A 17,193-nucleotide genomic window follows, 5' to 3' on the forward strand; every position below is an offset into this window, starting at 1 on the left:
AATCACCCCAACCGCTCAAAGGTTTCGCTGGTCTTAAACGTGCTATAAGCGGCGAGCGGGGAATCATTGCCGGTTTTCGGGAGATTTTTGTCGAACGACGAATCGGTCGAGGATTCGCCAAGGTTCTTGCCTCGGCAATCTTTATGCCATTTCAAGCGGTCGCAGTATTGGTCGATAGCCCACGACTACTCGGAGACCATATCGTCCTTAAGTCGAAACAAATCATTGTTCGCGCCATAGCTTCCGAGGGCATTCATCAATCATTGCTCACCATGGCCGGCGGAGCGATGCAGGCTATTGGTGGGATGATCCGGCTCTCTATTCCTGTAGGTGCCATGTGCCTCGGTATTTTTGCCGGTGGATGGCCCGGTATTCTCGCAGCTGCTCTCTTTGAAGGCGTTTATTTCGGAGAGGACTTGGCGAAGCTAAGCTCAGGCGAAGTGGAGGACATGCTGCTTTTCCAGGGCTTAAGGGACATTGTTGGTGGCATCGCCGTCATCCTTGGCGCCGAATTCATTACATCTTTAAAAGGACGAGCCGCTCGGAAATACATCGAGGAAATCTCACCCGAACAGTTCACAAAATTAGGGCTGCGGGTTCCTGAAGATCAGCTCGAGACAGAACGAGGTTTAACACCATAAACCTCTTGCTTCGGCCCTGATCATGCAGGACGCTTTAAGTGAGGTCCTTACGATATCAGCCAAGGCGAAGCATCACTCAATGTCCTACCAGCGCTCAAAATTCACCATCACAGTCTGCCTCCTGATGGCTCTATTCTCGCCTCTTAATGCCCATGGAAGTGCTTTGGACCTCTTTGGTTATGGTGCCCGAGGCGCAGCGCTTGGCGGGGCCATTGCGACCAGTGCAAGGGGACATTCCGCCGTTTATTACAACCCGGCCGCGCTTACCCTTGCAACTGCTCCCAGCTTCTCCATTGCCTTCCAATACGCATCATTTGATCTGAGAATCGATGGTTTGAATCGTCCAACTCAAAGCAGTCCAGCGCTCATTCTTGGTTTTGGCATTCCCTTACCTTTCGGCGGCGCACTGGCCAACAGAATCAGCCTTGGCTTTGGATTCGTCTTACCCCAGGGCGCCATCTTACTGGCAAGAACCGCAAAGCCCTCCGAGCCGTCATTCATACTGCTTGAGACACGAGCCCAAACATTGAGTGCTCAATTGGCTTTAGGGATACGTGTTCTTGATAAGCTCTCCATCGGTGTCGGAGCCCTTGCCCTCGCTACTCTAGAAGGTTCCATTGATGCTGGACCCAGCATCACGGGCGAAGTTTCAGCCCAAGTACAAGACTCTCTCATTGCACACTTTGCTCCCGTGGTTGGAGTGTTGGTGGGGCCGTACTGGGATTTTAAATTTGCACTAAGTTGGCGCGGCGAATCTTTGGCAAAGTACAGCATCCCGGTCACAGCCGAACTTGGCACATCTGTTGAGATTCCCATTCCACCGCTTAATATCGCCGGAACGGCTCAATACGACCCACATCAAGCTCGCGTAGAATTTTCTTACCATGGACTTGAATTCATCTCGCTCTCGCTCGCTGCAACCTACAAAGGCTGGTCGAACTTCGAAAACCCCATCGAGTACCCTGCGGCCTCAGAAACTTACCCCGCTCAGCCTGAGCCTGCCTTCGAGGACACACTCGTTCTCCACACTGGTATTGAGGCCCACATCAACTGGAAGAGCTGCCTCTGGGAACCGCGGCTTGGCTATACGTTCGAACCCAGCCCTGCCCCGCAACAAACAGACTTCCACAACTACCTCTCCAATGACCGTCATATTCTCGGTGCTGGTTTGGGAATTGGATACAATGATTTCACATTAGACTTTGCAGGGCAGGTTCATGCCTTAACCCCACGAACCCATCAAAAAGACGCTGCGCTCGCTGACCAAGAACCACTTAACCCCGGCTATCCATCTATCTCCCACCGTGGTTATATTTTCCTCTGGGCGGCGGAGTTGGGGGTTCAGTTTTGAGAAAGCTCTCTCTTTTACTTCTTTTGTTTTTGATGCCCTTGCATGCCGAAGCGAACCCCTTTGACGCCTTTGGCGTTGGCACGCGGATCATTGCTTTAGGCGGTGCAGGAACGGCTTCAGCTCAAGACTCCAGTGCCAACTATTACAACCCAGCTGCCCTCACCAAAATACCAGGGCTTCGGCTCGATTTGGGATATATATACATTCAGCCTGAACTCTATATGAACGAAGGCAACCTTGGCGTTGACCGAGTCAGCGGGCTCTACACCGGGGTCACGCTGCCCAAGCGACTCTTGGACCAATCCTTTGCCGTTTCGCTTAGCTTCTTTTTACCGGATGACCGAATCACCAGAATACGCTCCCTGGCTCAAATGCAACCCCGCTTTGTTCTTTACGATAATCGGCCGCAACGTGTTGTCATCACCACAAGCTTCGCTTGGGAACCTTGGGAAGGTTTAAGTTTTGGTGGAGGGCTTACTTACCTCACCAATACCCGCGGTACGGTGATGCTGGAGGGAGATATTAGCATTACAGATCCAGACGATAGTGTCTTAATAGGTGGCATCGATGTGGCATTTGAGTCGGTTCGCTACCCTACATTTTCCATGCATTGGAAAATCAATTCTCGGTGGAGTCTGGGTCTCACGTACCGAGAAATGTTTGAGCTCGATCTCGACCTCACCGTAGCAGCTGACTTCGATGTCACCAGCAGTGGTTCTTCCAGCGAAGAGAAATTGATTGAAAATGGCCGACTGGCGCTCTCATCACTTAGCACCAACCTCTTTTCTCCGCGCCAAGTCAGTGCCGGCTTGGAGTATGATGCAGGCACCTGGCTACTTACGGCAGATATTACCTGGCTTCAGTGGAGTGCATTTAAGGCACCCGCATCTATCATCACGATGGAACTCGATACCGGCGCTGCTGAAATGGCACTGCCAGAAACGGCGGTTATTGAAGATCCCAACTTCAGCAATATTGTGATTGCACGGCTGGGACTGGAAAACGAAATCCTACATGGAGAAAAGATTCGCTTACTTTCACGCGTTGGCTATTTCTTTGAACCCAGCCCTGCACCCAACCAAACTCAAAACACGAATTACGCAGACAGCCACAAACACGGTACCAGTATCGGGCTGGGTCTTGAGTTACTCGATTTGCGACCCGTTCTTGAATCGCCTCTGGAGCTCGATTGGGTGTTTCAAGCAATATGGATGCAAAATCGCAGCTATAACAAAGACAGCCCGGCTGACCTGATTGGAGACTATACCATCTCAGGTGTTATCCTCGGCTCCTCGTTGACGTTAGGAGTACAGTTTTGAATCTTAACACCGCACTGATATCCATTTCTCTAGCGACCCTTCTACTTTCCTGCGCCCAGCTGGGCGGCCGGGAGGGGGGCGGCGACGCATTACCCAACCGCGGTATCATGGAGTATGAAAATGCATCGCTCGGTGAACCACCAACCGATATCGTCTTGGCTCCCGCCTCTTCATCATCTCAAACTTTTGGCGAACCCACGACGGTCTTGGTCGGCGAACTGGTCTACCTCTACGTACACTCAACTTCGTGGGACGGCACAGGAACCATTTTGCTCTTCACCTCACAAACCCGAGGGACCTCATTCGGAGAATCGAACGTGGTCGCCGAAAGCCCTGCAGGTACTGGCGGGATTCTAAGCTCCCCTTCCCTAAGCTGTATCGAAAGCACCTGTGTGATGGCAGCACTGGCTGGCCAGCCGGGCGCTATATATCTTGCCGATGGCCCCCCTGAAGGTCCTTTTGTCTGGAGAGACTCACCGGTCATCGAAGCCACCGAACCATTTGAAGCCGAAGGCATAAGCTCCCCTTCTCTGGTCCTAGAGAACGACCACATCAAAATCTATTATACCGCACGTTCAGCGCCAAATGTGCCTACGACAATCGCCGGCGGGCAACTCGGGGAATCCGGAGCCTTCGAGAAGTGGGGACCTCTCGTTAGACCCAATATCAACTGCTCCGAGAGCAGCGGGAACGAGGCGCCTTGCTGGAATCAAGAGGGAAATCGGGAACCTGAAGTAAAAAAAGCAACGTCTGGCACCGGCCGTACCCTCTACCGCTTGCTCTTCACGGGCAGTGATGGCACTGCAGATAAAATTGGTTTTGCGGCCTCGTGGGATGGACAAAGCTTTGAGGGATTTGCATATAACCCCATTCTAGAAGGTGGCCAAACACAGGTAAGTAATATCAGGGTTGGCGATTCCTATCTGATGTACTACGTTCCCCCGGCCACATGGGATGCGGGTAAAATTGGACTCGCCGTAAACGAGCAGGGCAATGCAACTGAAGACTTTTGATTCAAGTTTAAAAATTCTGGCAAGCATTCTGATGCTTAGCCTCTTTCCACTATCCATTAGTTCCGCATCCAGCTTAACGCTGATCAAGCCCACGCTTCCCAGCGGTGCCGCGCTCAACGACGCGTTCGATATGAAAGATGCTGCGTATCGGCCCAGCCCCCGTGAGCAATATTTTCAAACCTGGAACGCTTACTGGAAAACCGATGACGGCTTTCACATTTTCGCAAACTTCGTCATTTCTAATATGGGGATTGGTGACAATACCTGCGGATTAAACATCGCCATTATTACCCCCGATGGCCACTCGGATGTTGAAACCCTCCAACTCAAGGGGAAGCATTTCAAAGGGCAGACGGATAAGCTCGAACTTCATTGCGGCAAAGCTACCTGGGTAGGTGATGGAGAGACCATCAGCATGAAAGCCACCCTGAACCGTTTGGCCATCGATATGGTTATGAAACGCACAGCTCCCGGGTTTAACCCGCCACTGGTCTACCTTGACTCTGAGCGTAAAGATGAACTCGGCTATAATATGCCCCACATCAACTCAGTGGCCACTGGTAGAATACGCATCAACAACAAGTGGCACCAGCTCACCGGCCGCGCCATTGTTGAACACCTTGCTCAGAATGTTGCACTGCACGTCTACAGTAAAATCTGGCATCGCATCCGTGTTATGGACGGCGAAACGTCCTTGATTATCGGCGGATTTGAGCCGAGCGACGATATGCCAGAGGGTTACACGCTGCTTGTGCTGGCTAAAGGTGGTAAAATTCTACATGCCACCGATAAAGCTGTGCTGAAAGCGACCGCTTTCGAAAAAGACGAGGAAAGTGGCTACTCCATACCTACAGCCTTTGAAGTTACCTCCCAAGATCCCAAACTGAAACTCAAAGCTACCATTACCCGCGAGCGACCCATCAACCGGATTGATGTACTCCAACAACTCAATTGGTTCCTAAGAGTCATTGTCAGGACGTTCTTCACCAATCCCTGGCTTTTCCGGCAAGAGATCAGCATTGATGCCACCTACTCTTTGCACGGTGAAACCCAAAAAATCAGCACAAAAGCCATGCAAGAGGCCATCTTTGTAAACGATTGATTCAAGGTACTTGTAAGCACCTCGGCTTTTTTTTAGGCTGTACGCATGCAAGAAACTGAAACACCTGATCTTTCAACCGACGAGCTTTGGAAGATTTTAAGCGTCACCAAACAACTCTGCGCAGCAGCCGATTTAGATGCCATGCTTGAGCGAGTCATTAACCTTGCCAGAGATGTTTTAGATGCTGAGCGTGGGACTGTTTTTCTCTACGAGATGAGCACCGACTCACTGGTCTCACGTGTCGCCACGGGCAACAAAGAAATCCGCGTCCCTCAAGGTGTGGGTATCGTAGGTGAATGCGCGACCACACAAAAAATTGTAAATGTTACAGATTGCTATGCAGATGAGCGTTTCAATCAAGAAATCGACAAAGCGACCGGCTACGTTTCTCGCTGTCTAATCGCGATTCCACTTATCGGCGTCAACGGAGAACTGGTCGGCGTTTTGCAGGTGCTGAATAAACGCGACGGAGTGTTTCATTTCGGAGACTGCGCAGTTGCCTCGGTCCTGGCCTCACAATGCGCTGTGGCTCTACAGAGAACCCGATGGCTCCAAGACTATGTGACCCAACAAAAACGAAACCATGACCTCATGGTCGCACGGGAAATTCAGCAAGATGTTTTCCCAAAACAGATGCCAGAAGTCGAAGGCTATGACATCGCTGCCTGGAACCGGCCTGCGGATGAAACAGGAGGTGATGTTTACGATGCAGTCTCTCTGGATGCTTCTCGATCGCTTTTACTACTGGGCGATGCTACCGGTCATGGCATAGGTCCTGCCTTATCCGTCACGCAAATGCGTTCAATGATTCGCATGGCCATTCGTTTTGACGCGAGCTTGGATGACATTGTCAAACACCTCAACAACCAGCTCGCTGCCGATTTGAGTACCAGTCGCTTTATCACGGCAATCGTGGGGATTTTAGATGGTAAAACCAATCGTTTCGAATACCACGCACCGGGCCAAGGTCCGTTGTTGTTTTTCCATTACAACGACAAGTCACACGATACCCTTGATGCTTCAACTGTTCCGCTGGGGATTCTAGAGAACGCTCCCCTCACACCGCCCAAACCGTTTGTCTTTGAAGCGGGAGACTTTCTTGCTGTGATGAGTGATGGTTTTTTCGAGTACCCTAACGAACAAAATGAACTCTTTGGTGAAGACCGAGTCGTTCAATACTTAATGGAACATCGAGACGACTCCGCTGAGAAAATGGTCTCGGGTTTGGTGGAAGAAATTGCGGGATTCGCGCAAAATGCAATTCAAAATGACGATATGACTATCTTTATCCTCAAACGGTGCCGATAAAATCACTCGTATTTGAAGCGCTCAATCAAGTCGTCCATCTTGAAAGAAATCTCGCGTAGACTTTCCGATGCTCCTCCGGCTTGCTCGGCTCCAGACATCGTTGACGCTGCCGTCTCTGCGACCACACTGATATTCTCCGTAATCGCCATACTCGCTTCCGCGGCACCGTGCACACTGGTGGTCATCGTAATCATCGTTTGACTTTGTTGCTCAACGCTTGCTGCAATGCTTCCCTGCAACTCATTGATCTCATTAATGACGGCACTGATATGACCAATGGCTGTCATGGCCTCTAAAGCATCTTTTTGAATAGCTTCGATTCGGTGACTGATTTCAGTCGTTGCCTTACCGGTCTCGCCCGCAAGGTCTTTAACCTCAGATGCAACAACCGCAAAGCCTTTACCAGCATCCCCCGCACGCGCCGCCTCAATGGTGGCGTTGAGAGCCAAGAGATTGGTTTGCTCGGCGATGGATGTAATCACGTTAATGATTTTACCAATATCAGCACTGCTCTCTCCCAATTTTTCAACCGTTTGATTGGCATCGCTGACGGTCTGTACACCCATCATCGCAACATCTGCTGCTTGGTTCGCGTTTCGGGCAATCTCTCCAATGGTCGACTGCATTTGCTCAGCCGCCGCAGCCGCATTTTGACTGCTATCACTTACAAGCGACGCCGAAGCATTGACCTGACTTGCTTGTTCCGAGGTTATCGAAGCATTTTGAGTCATCGAGTTTGAAGTATCTGTTAGATTCCCAGATGCATCTGCAAGAGTCATGGTTGTTTCACCGACTCCGCGAATCAAAACCTGCAAATGATTCAGAAAGGTATTAAAGCATGTAGCAAGCTCACCGATCTCTCCTGCGCCATCCGTTGCAACTCGCCGAGTGAGGTCACCCTCACCTTCTGCAATATCACGGACCGTATCAACCATCTCATTGAGCGAAGCCACAAGTTGGTCTACCAGTTTCCCACTGCCAATCCAGCCTATTCCCAGGCCTGCAAAGGTGATGACTATCAGAGTTAAGAGCAGTAAATTAAGGGAATCAGACTGGCGCTCTCGTTCTTGCTCAACGGCCGCCACAACAGCTTTATTATCAAAGCCATAGCGAATGTAGCCTACTGTTTCTCCATCTGCCTCAATCGCCCTCGAATATTCAAATACTCGATTGGTACCCAGCTTTACTTCGCGTTTTTCTTCACCCGGCGCTCCAAGTGCCTCGATACTTTCGGCAAGCGTCGTTTCATCATCATCAGGATCACCTGTCTCATTTTGGGGATGGGAGAACGCAACCACAGTGCTGTCTGCATCCACAACGAGTCCATACAAAAGCGTCCCATCGTCTTTGACCGCTGAGGCAACTAAACTTTGGATTTCTTCATTCGCCTCATCGGCCAGCCACTGACCCATCACCAAGCCGTGACTGTGGGTAAGGATCTTCCCACTACGATCCATGCTCGTAATGATATTCTTTTCAGCCAACTCGAGATTTTTATCGGCGCTGTTACGTTGCATGAAATTGACCACAAGAAGCGTGGTCAAAAGGGTTGCTCCGAATAAGAGCGACGTTCCAACGGTTATTCGCCAACGAATGGTTCCACCTGCCCCCAACATAACTTCCTCTCTGGACTGATAAATCCTAATAATTGCTAAACCTTATCAATGTCTTCGTGTCGAAGGCCAATCGGCTAGACCGCATCCACCGAGTCCTGGGGCTCTAAGCCTCTTTTTGTAGGGAAATAAACGACATCTCATCATCGATATTTACTCTCTCAGGTAGGCTTAAGCGTCGCTGTGTTCCTGGGCCCAGTTCCTGAGAGATTCGCTGAGCTCGATGCCCATCGTTTTCTGTATCGCATGACCTCCTGTGGCCAAGACATGAAAGCGAGGCCTTCCCAATCGATTCACCAGCTCTTCAACAATGCCCATTTCAATGAGTGGATCGTCGATAGCATGGGCGACGAACGCAGGAACATCGAGTTGTGTGAGCTGTTGGGCGTAGGCTTCAAAATCGAAGTCGGCCAAAAGATCCAACATACGAATAATTTCACCTACCGTCAGATATTCTGAAAAACCCGAGCGTGTCATTCCATTTTTGAGCTTTAAAATGGCTCGTTCACCAAAGCGAGGAACTTTAGCGAGACGGTGAAAAAGGCCTCGAGCCTTAAACCTTCTAAGGCCTTTATGAATCCTGGGCCCGATTGGAGCCAAGAGAGCAATGGCTTTAACTCGCTCAGGGTAACGAAGGGCAAAATCCACAACCGCAGTGGCTCCAAATGAATGACCGACTACAAATGCCTTGTCGATATCCAGTGTATCCAAAACCTCCGAAAGGTAGGCGGTGCGGCCAGCAGTTGTGGCGGGAAATTGGGTAGGCGTAGCATCTCCATAGCCTGGCATATCCACTACAATTACCCGCGCCCACTGACTCAACTCAGAGAGCCACCACCGAAAGTCCCAACGCGAACCGGGACAGCCGTGTACTAAAATCAAGCAAGGCCCTTCGGTGCCGGCTTGCGCATAGGCAATTTTTCCAACGGTACCATCGAGGACAGTGGGTTGGGGATCTAAGGCAGTCTGACTTTTCATCTTAACTGCCTTGTAACGGATAATGGCTCATAAGGCCCATGCTAGATGGTCAAAAATTGAAAACAGATGCACCTCGCACCCTCGCGTCTCTAAAAAAAAAGCCCCCGTTGGCGTAGTCCCAACGAGAGCTTCTCAATCTATTCTACTTTGAAGACTTTAATTTGCCGAAGCTTGCTCGGGCCGCCCTTGAATATTGAGAACTCGATACGCCGCTTCTTTATCTAGCTTTCGACCCAGCTCCGCCAGGGTAAGCATAGCAAAAACACCGACTGGAGGCGTGCTGTCTTCAACCGCCTTATTCAAGGCGTTCAACATCCAATCGGCCCCCTTAGTCAAAAGCGTCTCCTTGTGCTCAACCACCACGGACCGAACACCGATCATAGCGCTTAAGCGAATCTTTGTATTCTCGTGAGACAATAGACCCACCATAGCTTCCAAGGCAGCCAGCGGCGTCGCAGCTGTGAGACCATCCAATGCATGCTCCAGCGATACTTCATCGTTCAGTAAATCCAAAAGAGCCTTAACGGCAGCCTCACCACCAATTTCACCAAGCGCCCATGTAGATGCGTGGAGCGTTTTGGGATCCTTCTGAGAAGCTACTTTGGAAATGGCGTCGACCGCACCACCCCATCGCGCATAGCCCATAATACGACAACCAATGTTGATCGCTTCGGTCGTGTCTGAGTCAATCAGCGGCAAAAAACTTTTAATCAAGCTCTCCGCCCGTGAACGCCCAATCGCGAAAAGAGCCGCTTGACGTTCAGCCGTCATGCCGGCATCCGCCATACGCTTAGCGTGGTGAACCACCATATCCAATGCATCAGCGGTTGGGCCATTTGCTTCAAATACTCGGCCAATCGCAATCAAAGCATCCGTGCGTGCTTCCGCGTCTGCTTCATCGCTCTCTAAACAATCGAGCATCACTGGCAAAGACCGATGACCTCCTGCCAAAAACGATTCAAAACGATTTTCAGGTGCGCGGTCGAAATACTCTTCATAGAAAGACTTCATTCGCTGGCTTAAGGTGTTGTGAAGAACTTTATCTTGCATCATTCAATCCTCTTCTCGAAATTTAAGCTTATTCGTGGTCAAGCTTTTACTGGCCCGCTTCTGATGAACGTAGACTCTTGTCCGCTTCTACCGCGGCATTGAAATCTTCTTGATTTTCAAAGCTTATGATTTTCCCATCTTGAGCTTGAAAAATAAATGCATGCCCCTCTGGAGTCTCATCGGTGAGGGAAGCATAAAGAAGCGTTGCTTGCGTGTGCCACATATCGGTAACGATATCGTCAAAACTATTCCCACCTTCGCTCAACAAGTAGCCCTTATCGAGTGCCATCACGTTGAATGCCGTGCGACCTTGACTGTCGGTTGTAACCGGAGCTGACTCCCAGTGGTCATTTCGATAGGCAAAATCAGGCATTGGATCCAAGGCGCAACTGTCGACGACTTTTCCAGCCTCATTGTATTTCAAAATAAACTTTTGACTCTTATTCGGTCCACCCATGGTCTCGTAAGCAAGATTGAAAGTTCGGTAGGTAAAATCCCGGCCGTTTTCTTCCTTAACCACCTCGTTGGTCATATCCAGCTTTTCTCGATTAACCGGGTAGTTCCAAACGGCCTTCCCAGAGGTCGTGTCATAGGTTTTAGCCATGCCCGGATTATCCATAAAAAACTCATAGATCTCCTTGGGTGAGTCATACTCCGTCTCCGTTGTATGCGTTAGCTGGCTAACTGAGACGGGCTCAGAGCGAGTCGTCTCCTTGGGTTCAAAGTTATTATCCTCGCCCACCGTCTTGGTCACACTGAAATATTCTTCTGTCTTCGCGTTGTAGTGGTGCTCAGTAATGGTGCCACCAAGTCCGCCCCGGTCTCGGGACATATCCTCGGAGAGCTTCACAAACTCATCTTTCGTTGGGTCGAGTGTGACAGACCCCGTCTTTTTGACCGGGTAACCATCTGAACCAAATGTATAATACTCCGTATCCAAGCTCATTGAGTGCTTGGTCACATCGATGGTAATCGAATCGCCCTTTTCGGTAGAGAGGTGCTGGCCATTGCTACTGAATGAGCCATCTTCATTCTCTAGGTTTTCCCTAAAGATAGATTTCGGGTTCAATCCATCACCATCGGCATTCGTGAGCTTCTTAACTTCGGCATCGACTTCAAGCTTTCGTCCTCCGGGTAAATGCAATGCCAAAGCATGGCTTCCATCGTTACGTGAACCGACAAACTCAGTATCGTCGACGCTGTGTGTCGCACGTCCTGTGCTAGCCACAGCCCACTCGGGACGGCCTTCGTGATCTGATACGAATGCCCCGGCGATATCCCAGGCATCATCGGTGGAGTAAGTGCTAAGAGCTTTCTCGGCATCGACGCCGCGATTGGCCCGGTAAAATTTCACATCTTTACTGGGGTCAATATCCATGGCGTTCAAGGGAGCTTCGTTGTGACAGTGCCCCCACCAACCGATGCTAATCTCGGCGACATTGATAGAGCCATTGCTGTCCCAATCCATCGAAATATTTTTTCGAGCTTTTTCGCCGGTTACGAAATCTCGCATCGTTAAGCCGTCTAAATCATCTTTAGACAGCTCCTTCGCATCGATATGGGCTTTCAGCTCTTCGGGAATGGCTTTACCCACCATACTCTTGGCCAGTACCGCCTGCTCAGAATCACCGTCGCCCATATAATCGAAGCGTAAAGTGTTGCCTGCATCGCTGTCGCGAACAATCTGCAGACCTGCGTACTTCTCCATCCCTTCCGGAAGACCACTCGCCTTCACGGTAAGGAGTTCGTACTTGGGCGCAAATGGTGTGCTTCCTTCTTTAACGGAAACACGGTGCCCGGAACCACTCGTGTATTGCGGGTTGTGAACAAGTGCGAGCCGAATACTCGATTCAAAATTACGTTCATTGATTGAGCGTCCCCAGCTATTCTTGTGGGTCTTACGCCGGTAAATATCTCTCAGCCGGTTCTTGATTTGAAAATGAGCATCGCTGCCCTCTTCCGTTTGCTCAAGCATCTTCTCCAGCGGCGGTGCATAGTTGTCCCAGTAGGGCCAGTAGTTCGTGTGGCTTCCCACCTTCATGTCGTAATCAACCCCAGAGACCAAACTGATAGAGGCCCCTTCAACCAGGCCTTTAGCCTTTGTGGCGTCAGCACCACTGAGATCCGTCATCCCAATGGCTTGGTTATGGAGAGAATCAACAAAGGATTTACGACGAATATTTCGAATTCCAAAATTCTCATTTGGGTTCTTCACATCAACGCCCTCGGCAGTAAAGTAAGCCGATTCTTTTTCAAGAACACCATCAAGAGCTGCCTTGAAGTCTTCAACCGTCTTCACACCTTTGAACGCATCGGCATTATCTTTAACGATATCTCGGGCACCCGGATCTTTAAATTCTCGTTTATCTAAAACCAAAGCTGGCCAGCTTCGTCCGGCTGAATTGGTTGAGAACTTTACATTCGCACCGGCGGTATCCACCGACCAGTCCTTGATGTCTCCTAAATCTTTCCCTTTGGCCATCGCCGCATTGAAATTATCGCGCAACGAAGCTGCACTGGGCGCATCGGGACGCGGGGCTGCTGCTGTGGGTTTTGCATTGGGAAGCTCAGGAAAAAGCTCAACACCGTGATCGGAGGCGAGGCTCTCTGCCAACTTATATGCCTCAGCCGTAAACCGAATACCGCCTAAATCAACGCCATCTAAATAAGCGCCAGGCTGCAGTACTGCTTCAACTTCACGTGATCCTAATCGAAAGCGTTTGGCTTCATCGATAACAGACTTCATTCCATCGGCATCGATCTCACCATTATTATTTTCAAAGGCCTCTCGTACGACACGAGACATTTCTGCCCTGACTGAACTGACCGACATAAGTGGTCTCCTTTAGCTTGATTGTATCCCCAATAACGAAAGCGTTGGCCGCGGCAGGAATTGTGCTAATTCCCACCTTGCAACAAAATGCGGCCACGTGTTGAATACTTCGTCTTTCGTTTTGTCCCCCTACCGTACCCACTCGATCCATCTCTGGTTAAAATGCGGTACAGCGCAGGAGCGTAGCAACGACTTCAGCGGGGAGCAATCTGGTTTAAACACTCTTAGATCGCGCCCTTAGGTATACGCGCCGCGTTATAACGGTTCTCCCACCCATGCGGTCAAAATGCTCCAAATCCCAAGCCTGCGCGCCTCAGTGGGCCACTCATTCTGACAACGACCTCGTCAATCCCGAAGCTGGCTTCCCGCATACATATTGGAACGGCCACAATTGTAAGGAAACGTAGCCATAAGACCTACCGCCTATGTGCCCTAAATACCTTGATGCTCTTTACTTTTTTAATTGAACGGGCAAAAGTCTCACAGGATTGCTCGTCCACAGGATGCTCTTTGCCCAAAGAACTCCAACGAGCACAAATTCGCTACGGGGGCCGCATTTTTCTATGATGACCAATCTAAAAAATGCCCCAGAAAAACGCCGAACTCCCTTCCTGAGATGGTAATATGAACACTATGAATTTACGACAATCGCTGGCGACGTTTAGCCTTCTTCTTTCCTTTACATGCATAACCGGATGCTCTGCAGCACAGCTCATCGACGAAGATCGAATTGATTCTGCGACCACCAGATGCGGCGATGGGACATGCAACGAAAGCGAAAGCCAAGCGACTTGCCCTGAAGATTGCGGTGCCATCTGTAGTGATGTGGACGGAGATGGCGTTTGTGATCTCAATGATAACTGCGCTCAAGTGGCAAATGCCGAGCAAGAAGATGCCGACATGGACACCCTGGGTGATGCTTGCGACGAATGTCCAAATACTGCCGACGGTGACGAAGATGAGGACGGCATCTGTGACGATATCGATAACTGCGTTGGCTTATTCAACCAAAACCAAACCGATGGTGATAACGACGGCATCGGGAACGCCTGTGACCCATGCCCACTTGTGGTGGGTGGCGATTTAGATGGGGATGAGCTTTGTGATGCTGAAGATAACTGTCCGAGTGACTCCAACGCCGACCAGGAGGATGTAGACGGAGACGGTGTCGGAGATATCTGTGACCCATGTATGCTCGACAACCCAGATGACAGTGATGGCGACGGTGTATGTAACAGCGACGATGTCTGCCCTGGCGGTGACGACAACATAGACATCGATGAAAATGGTTTAGCCGATGCTTGCGAGTCCTGTGGCTTCGTTGAACAACGCTTGGTCGTTTTGTCTTATGAAGACGTTTACACATACAGCGGTGAGGGACCTCTTAGCTTTCAAGCAGTCCTTCACGAAAACGGTGACATTGCATTTCAATACAAGAGCATGCACAGCCTCGGTACAGCCAACATAGGCATCGAGTCTCCAGGCGATGACTTTGCGATACCCTTCGAGTTCGACACCATCAACGTTCCCAATAAAACTCAACTTCGTTTCGACTACACGGGTGCTGGTTATGATGTGAAAGATGGACTTCATGATGATGGTCCTCCGTTTGAATGGTACGAAACGCCAGAAGATGCAGAGAGCCTAGACCTTAGCGACGACACCAGCCAAGAGGTAACACTGCCTTTTCAGTTCCCCTTTATGGGAAGAAGTTATGGTGAGATTAATGTCGGCTCTAATGGATATATCTGGGCGGGGGCAAGCTGGAACTACGGTTGCTGTCGCTACGAGAACATTGATTTGCCAACTGGGCGTGACTGGGAAATGTTTCTGGCCATTCTTTGGGAAGACCTCAACCCGGAAACAGGCGGAACCGTTAAAGTGTTCAATGCGACCAAGGGCTGCGCCCAAGACTGCATGGGCGAATGGGATGGTTATGCCCGACTTGATGATTGCGACACATGCGCCGGCGGAACCAGCGGCTTAGAACGAAACATGGAGAAGGACTGTGAAGGCTTGTGCTTTGGCGAAGCCGTCCTCGACACCTGCGGTGTTTGCTCCGAAGGAACCACGGGCCACATTCCAGACTCAGAGAATATTGGGTGTGGTTGTTTTGAACCAGGGCCACTGGTTTTCTGGCCAGATACCGATGACGACGGGCTGGGTTATGGAACCGACGAAGAAACCATCACGGTTTGCCGACTCGATGCGCCGATGGGCTACGTCAGCAACAACGACGATGAAGAGCCCGATTGCCCTACCAATGACACTGCGCTCTGCGGAAACTGCGGCGCCCTTGATTGCAACGATGAATGCGACGGCGGGGCATTTTTCGATGTGTGCAGCGTCTGCGCTGGTGGCAGTACGGGCAATATCCCAGGAACCAACGAAGATTTGGATGAAGATGGGTTTGCAGATGATTGCAACGCGCCTGACCTTATCATCGATGAGCAGTATATGGCTGACACCGTCTATATTGACCATGTCTACGTTGACCCTGACGATTGCTATATCACAGAAGGTTGTGTTGGCGGACCTGGTTTACGTAAGGTTCTACGCTTTGGAACGATGGTCGGCAACCAAGGAAATGCTGACCTCGCCATTGGATACCCAGGCGGCGACGATTGGGTTTACGCCTCATGCCATGACCACTACCACTTTGAGGACTATGCTTTTTACGAACTTATCACACCCATTGGGCGGCAAATCACAACCGTAGGCTACAAGAATGGTTGGTGCGTGATGGACCTTACGGATTGGCAAGACAGCGGTCTTTCCTGTGACACCTACAACTGCAGTAACCAAGGTATCAGCGCTGGCTGCGCAGATATTTATGCTGCAAGCCTTGATTGCCAATGGATTGATGTAACCACCGTACTCGATGGCAACTACACCATCCGTGTCACCACCAACCCGTACAAGCGGCTTGCAGAACTTGATTACAATAACAACACAGCGGAAGTTACCATTGAACTCTCGGGTGATGAAGTTCGAGTCATTGATATCGATGAGCTCAAAGCCGAAGCCGGCAAGGGAAAGACTAAACCTAAAGGCACCGATTCAGCAGACAAACCAAAGAGTGATGATGACGGCGCCTCGGAAGATGACGCAAGCGGCAACTAAGCGACGTAAAGAGCCAACAAAAAAGGGCGGGATAAAACCCGCCCTCTTCTCCATGTTTCTTAAAACCTAATCAGCCGCCCATCTTACGAATAACCGACATCGCGGTATCGTGAAGAGCCTTAGAGATATTACTCATCATTTGCAGCGTCTGCTGCTGCTTCTGTAGCATATTTTGCAAGTCTACATTTGCCAGCTGCGCATCATCGCCGATGCTGTTGAGTTTGTCTTCCCAAGTTTGAATCTGATCTTCCACTTGAGCCACTGTTGAACAGCCTGGTCCCGGTACCCCATTCGACATACCTAATTCCATTCTCATTTTGGTATCAGGATCTGAAGAGTCGAGAGGACCACCCCAGTAGGCTTGAACCGCTGCCTGCGTGGAACCAAATATCTCGAGAGCCATCGCACCGGTGGGTCCATTGGCGGCCAAATCAGCATTGATTTCCGCTGAACTCTTGTTGCTGTCGTGAAGTATCTCATGAGCCCACTTATCGTTCACCGGATTCATGGCGGCATTGACCACATCCTGAACGCTGGAACTACCAGAGATGCCCAAATCAACACCGAAGGCCGCTTCAATAAGCTCCACATCACCGGCCGCTAGGTTGGTTCGAGCCGTCGCGTTTTCCTCACCAGTCATGTAATGCTGGAAATCTTCGTAGCTTGGGTTGTCGGTGATGTTGTGAACATCGTCGTAGCCCTGGCCTGCTCCAAACTCACCGTCCTTCACACTGCAATCACCAAGGTAACTCAAATAGCCGGCAACCAAGGTGAGTGCCCCATGGATTTGTTGCGGGTCTTTCGACTCCAATGCCTTGGTCAACTCACTGCTGATCTCTGGCGGTAGGTCACAACCGTAGGC

General features: G+C 50.4%; 12 protein-coding genes. 7 read left to right on the forward strand and 5 right to left on the reverse strand.

From position 1 onward, the window contains the following. From HOK28_13455 to HOK28_13480, 6 genes are all read left to right on the forward strand, one after another. A partial coding sequence (locus HOK28_13455) for a hypothetical protein (GenBank protein MBT6434099.1) occupies window positions 1-641 on the forward strand: 641 nt, incomplete at its 5' end. Window positions 642-663: 22 nt separating this feature from the next. Next, window positions 664-1,992 carry a hypothetical protein gene (locus HOK28_13460; protein MBT6434100.1) on the forward strand — a complete coding sequence of 443 codons (1,329 nt, stop codon included), beginning with the start codon at window positions 664-666 and terminating at the stop codon, window positions 1,990-1,992. Beyond that, complete coding sequence (locus HOK28_13465) at window positions 1,989-3,311, forward strand: hypothetical protein (protein ID MBT6434101.1); 1,323 nt, start codon at window positions 1,989-1,991, stop codon at window positions 3,309-3,311. Before HOK28_13460 ends, HOK28_13465 begins: the two co-directional genes overlap by 4 nt. Next, window positions 3,308-4,324, forward strand: a complete 1,017-nt coding sequence (locus HOK28_13470) for a hypothetical protein (protein MBT6434102.1) — start codon at window positions 3,308-3,310, stop codon at window positions 4,322-4,324. Before HOK28_13465 ends, HOK28_13470 begins: the two co-directional genes overlap by 4 nt. Continuing rightward, window positions 4,305-5,426: a hypothetical protein gene (locus HOK28_13475; protein ID MBT6434103.1), complete on the forward strand. Its 1,122-nt coding sequence runs from the start codon at window positions 4,305-4,307 to the stop codon at window positions 5,424-5,426. Before HOK28_13470 ends, HOK28_13475 begins: the two co-directional genes overlap by 20 nt. A gap of 45 nt (window positions 5,427-5,471) precedes the next feature. Then, window positions 5,472-6,734, forward strand: a complete 1,263-nt coding sequence (locus tag HOK28_13480; GenBank protein MBT6434104.1) for a SpoIIE family protein phosphatase — start codon at window positions 5,472-5,474, stop codon at window positions 6,732-6,734. 2 nt (window positions 6,735-6,736) lie between these two features. On the opposite strand, the gene HOK28_13485 is transcribed toward HOK28_13480, so the two are convergent. From HOK28_13485 to HOK28_13500, 4 genes are all read right to left on the reverse strand, one after another. After that, window positions 6,737-8,350 carry a methyl-accepting chemotaxis protein gene (locus HOK28_13485; GenBank protein MBT6434105.1) on the reverse strand — a complete coding sequence of 538 codons (1,614 nt, stop codon included), beginning with the start codon at window positions 8,348-8,350 and terminating at the stop codon, window positions 6,737-6,739. A 168-nt stretch (window positions 8,351-8,518) separates the two neighbouring features. Further along, entirely contained in the window at window positions 8,519-9,325 is an 807-nt protein-coding gene (locus HOK28_13490) for an alpha/beta hydrolase (GenBank protein MBT6434106.1), read from the reverse strand. Window positions 9,326-9,481: 156 nt separating this feature from the next. Beyond that, entirely contained in the window at window positions 9,482-10,378 is an 897-nt protein-coding gene (locus HOK28_13495) for a hypothetical protein (GenBank protein MBT6434107.1), read from the reverse strand. Between the two features lie 43 nt (window positions 10,379-10,421). After that, a complete protein-coding gene (locus HOK28_13500; GenBank protein ID MBT6434108.1) occupies window positions 10,422-13,208 on the reverse strand; it encodes a hypothetical protein in 2,787 nt (928 codons plus the stop codon). A 624-nt stretch (window positions 13,209-13,832) separates the two neighbouring features. On the opposite strand from HOK28_13500, the gene HOK28_13505 reads away from it, so the two are divergent. Beyond that, on the forward strand, window positions 13,833-16,331 hold the full coding sequence (locus tag HOK28_13505) for a hypothetical protein (GenBank protein ID MBT6434109.1): 2,499 nt from the start codon (window positions 13,833-13,835) through the stop codon (window positions 16,329-16,331). Window positions 16,332-16,401: 70 nt separating this feature from the next. Here the strand turns inward: HOK28_13505 and HOK28_13510 are convergent. After that, a partial coding sequence (locus HOK28_13510) for a hypothetical protein (protein ID MBT6434110.1) occupies window positions 16,402-17,193 on the reverse strand: 792 nt, incomplete at its 5' end.

This window comes from Deltaproteobacteria bacterium (genome assembly GCA_018668695.1).
In the GTDB taxonomy this organism is placed as follows: Bacteria; Myxococcota; XYA12-FULL-58-9; order XYA12-FULL-58-9; family JABJBS01; genus JABJBS01.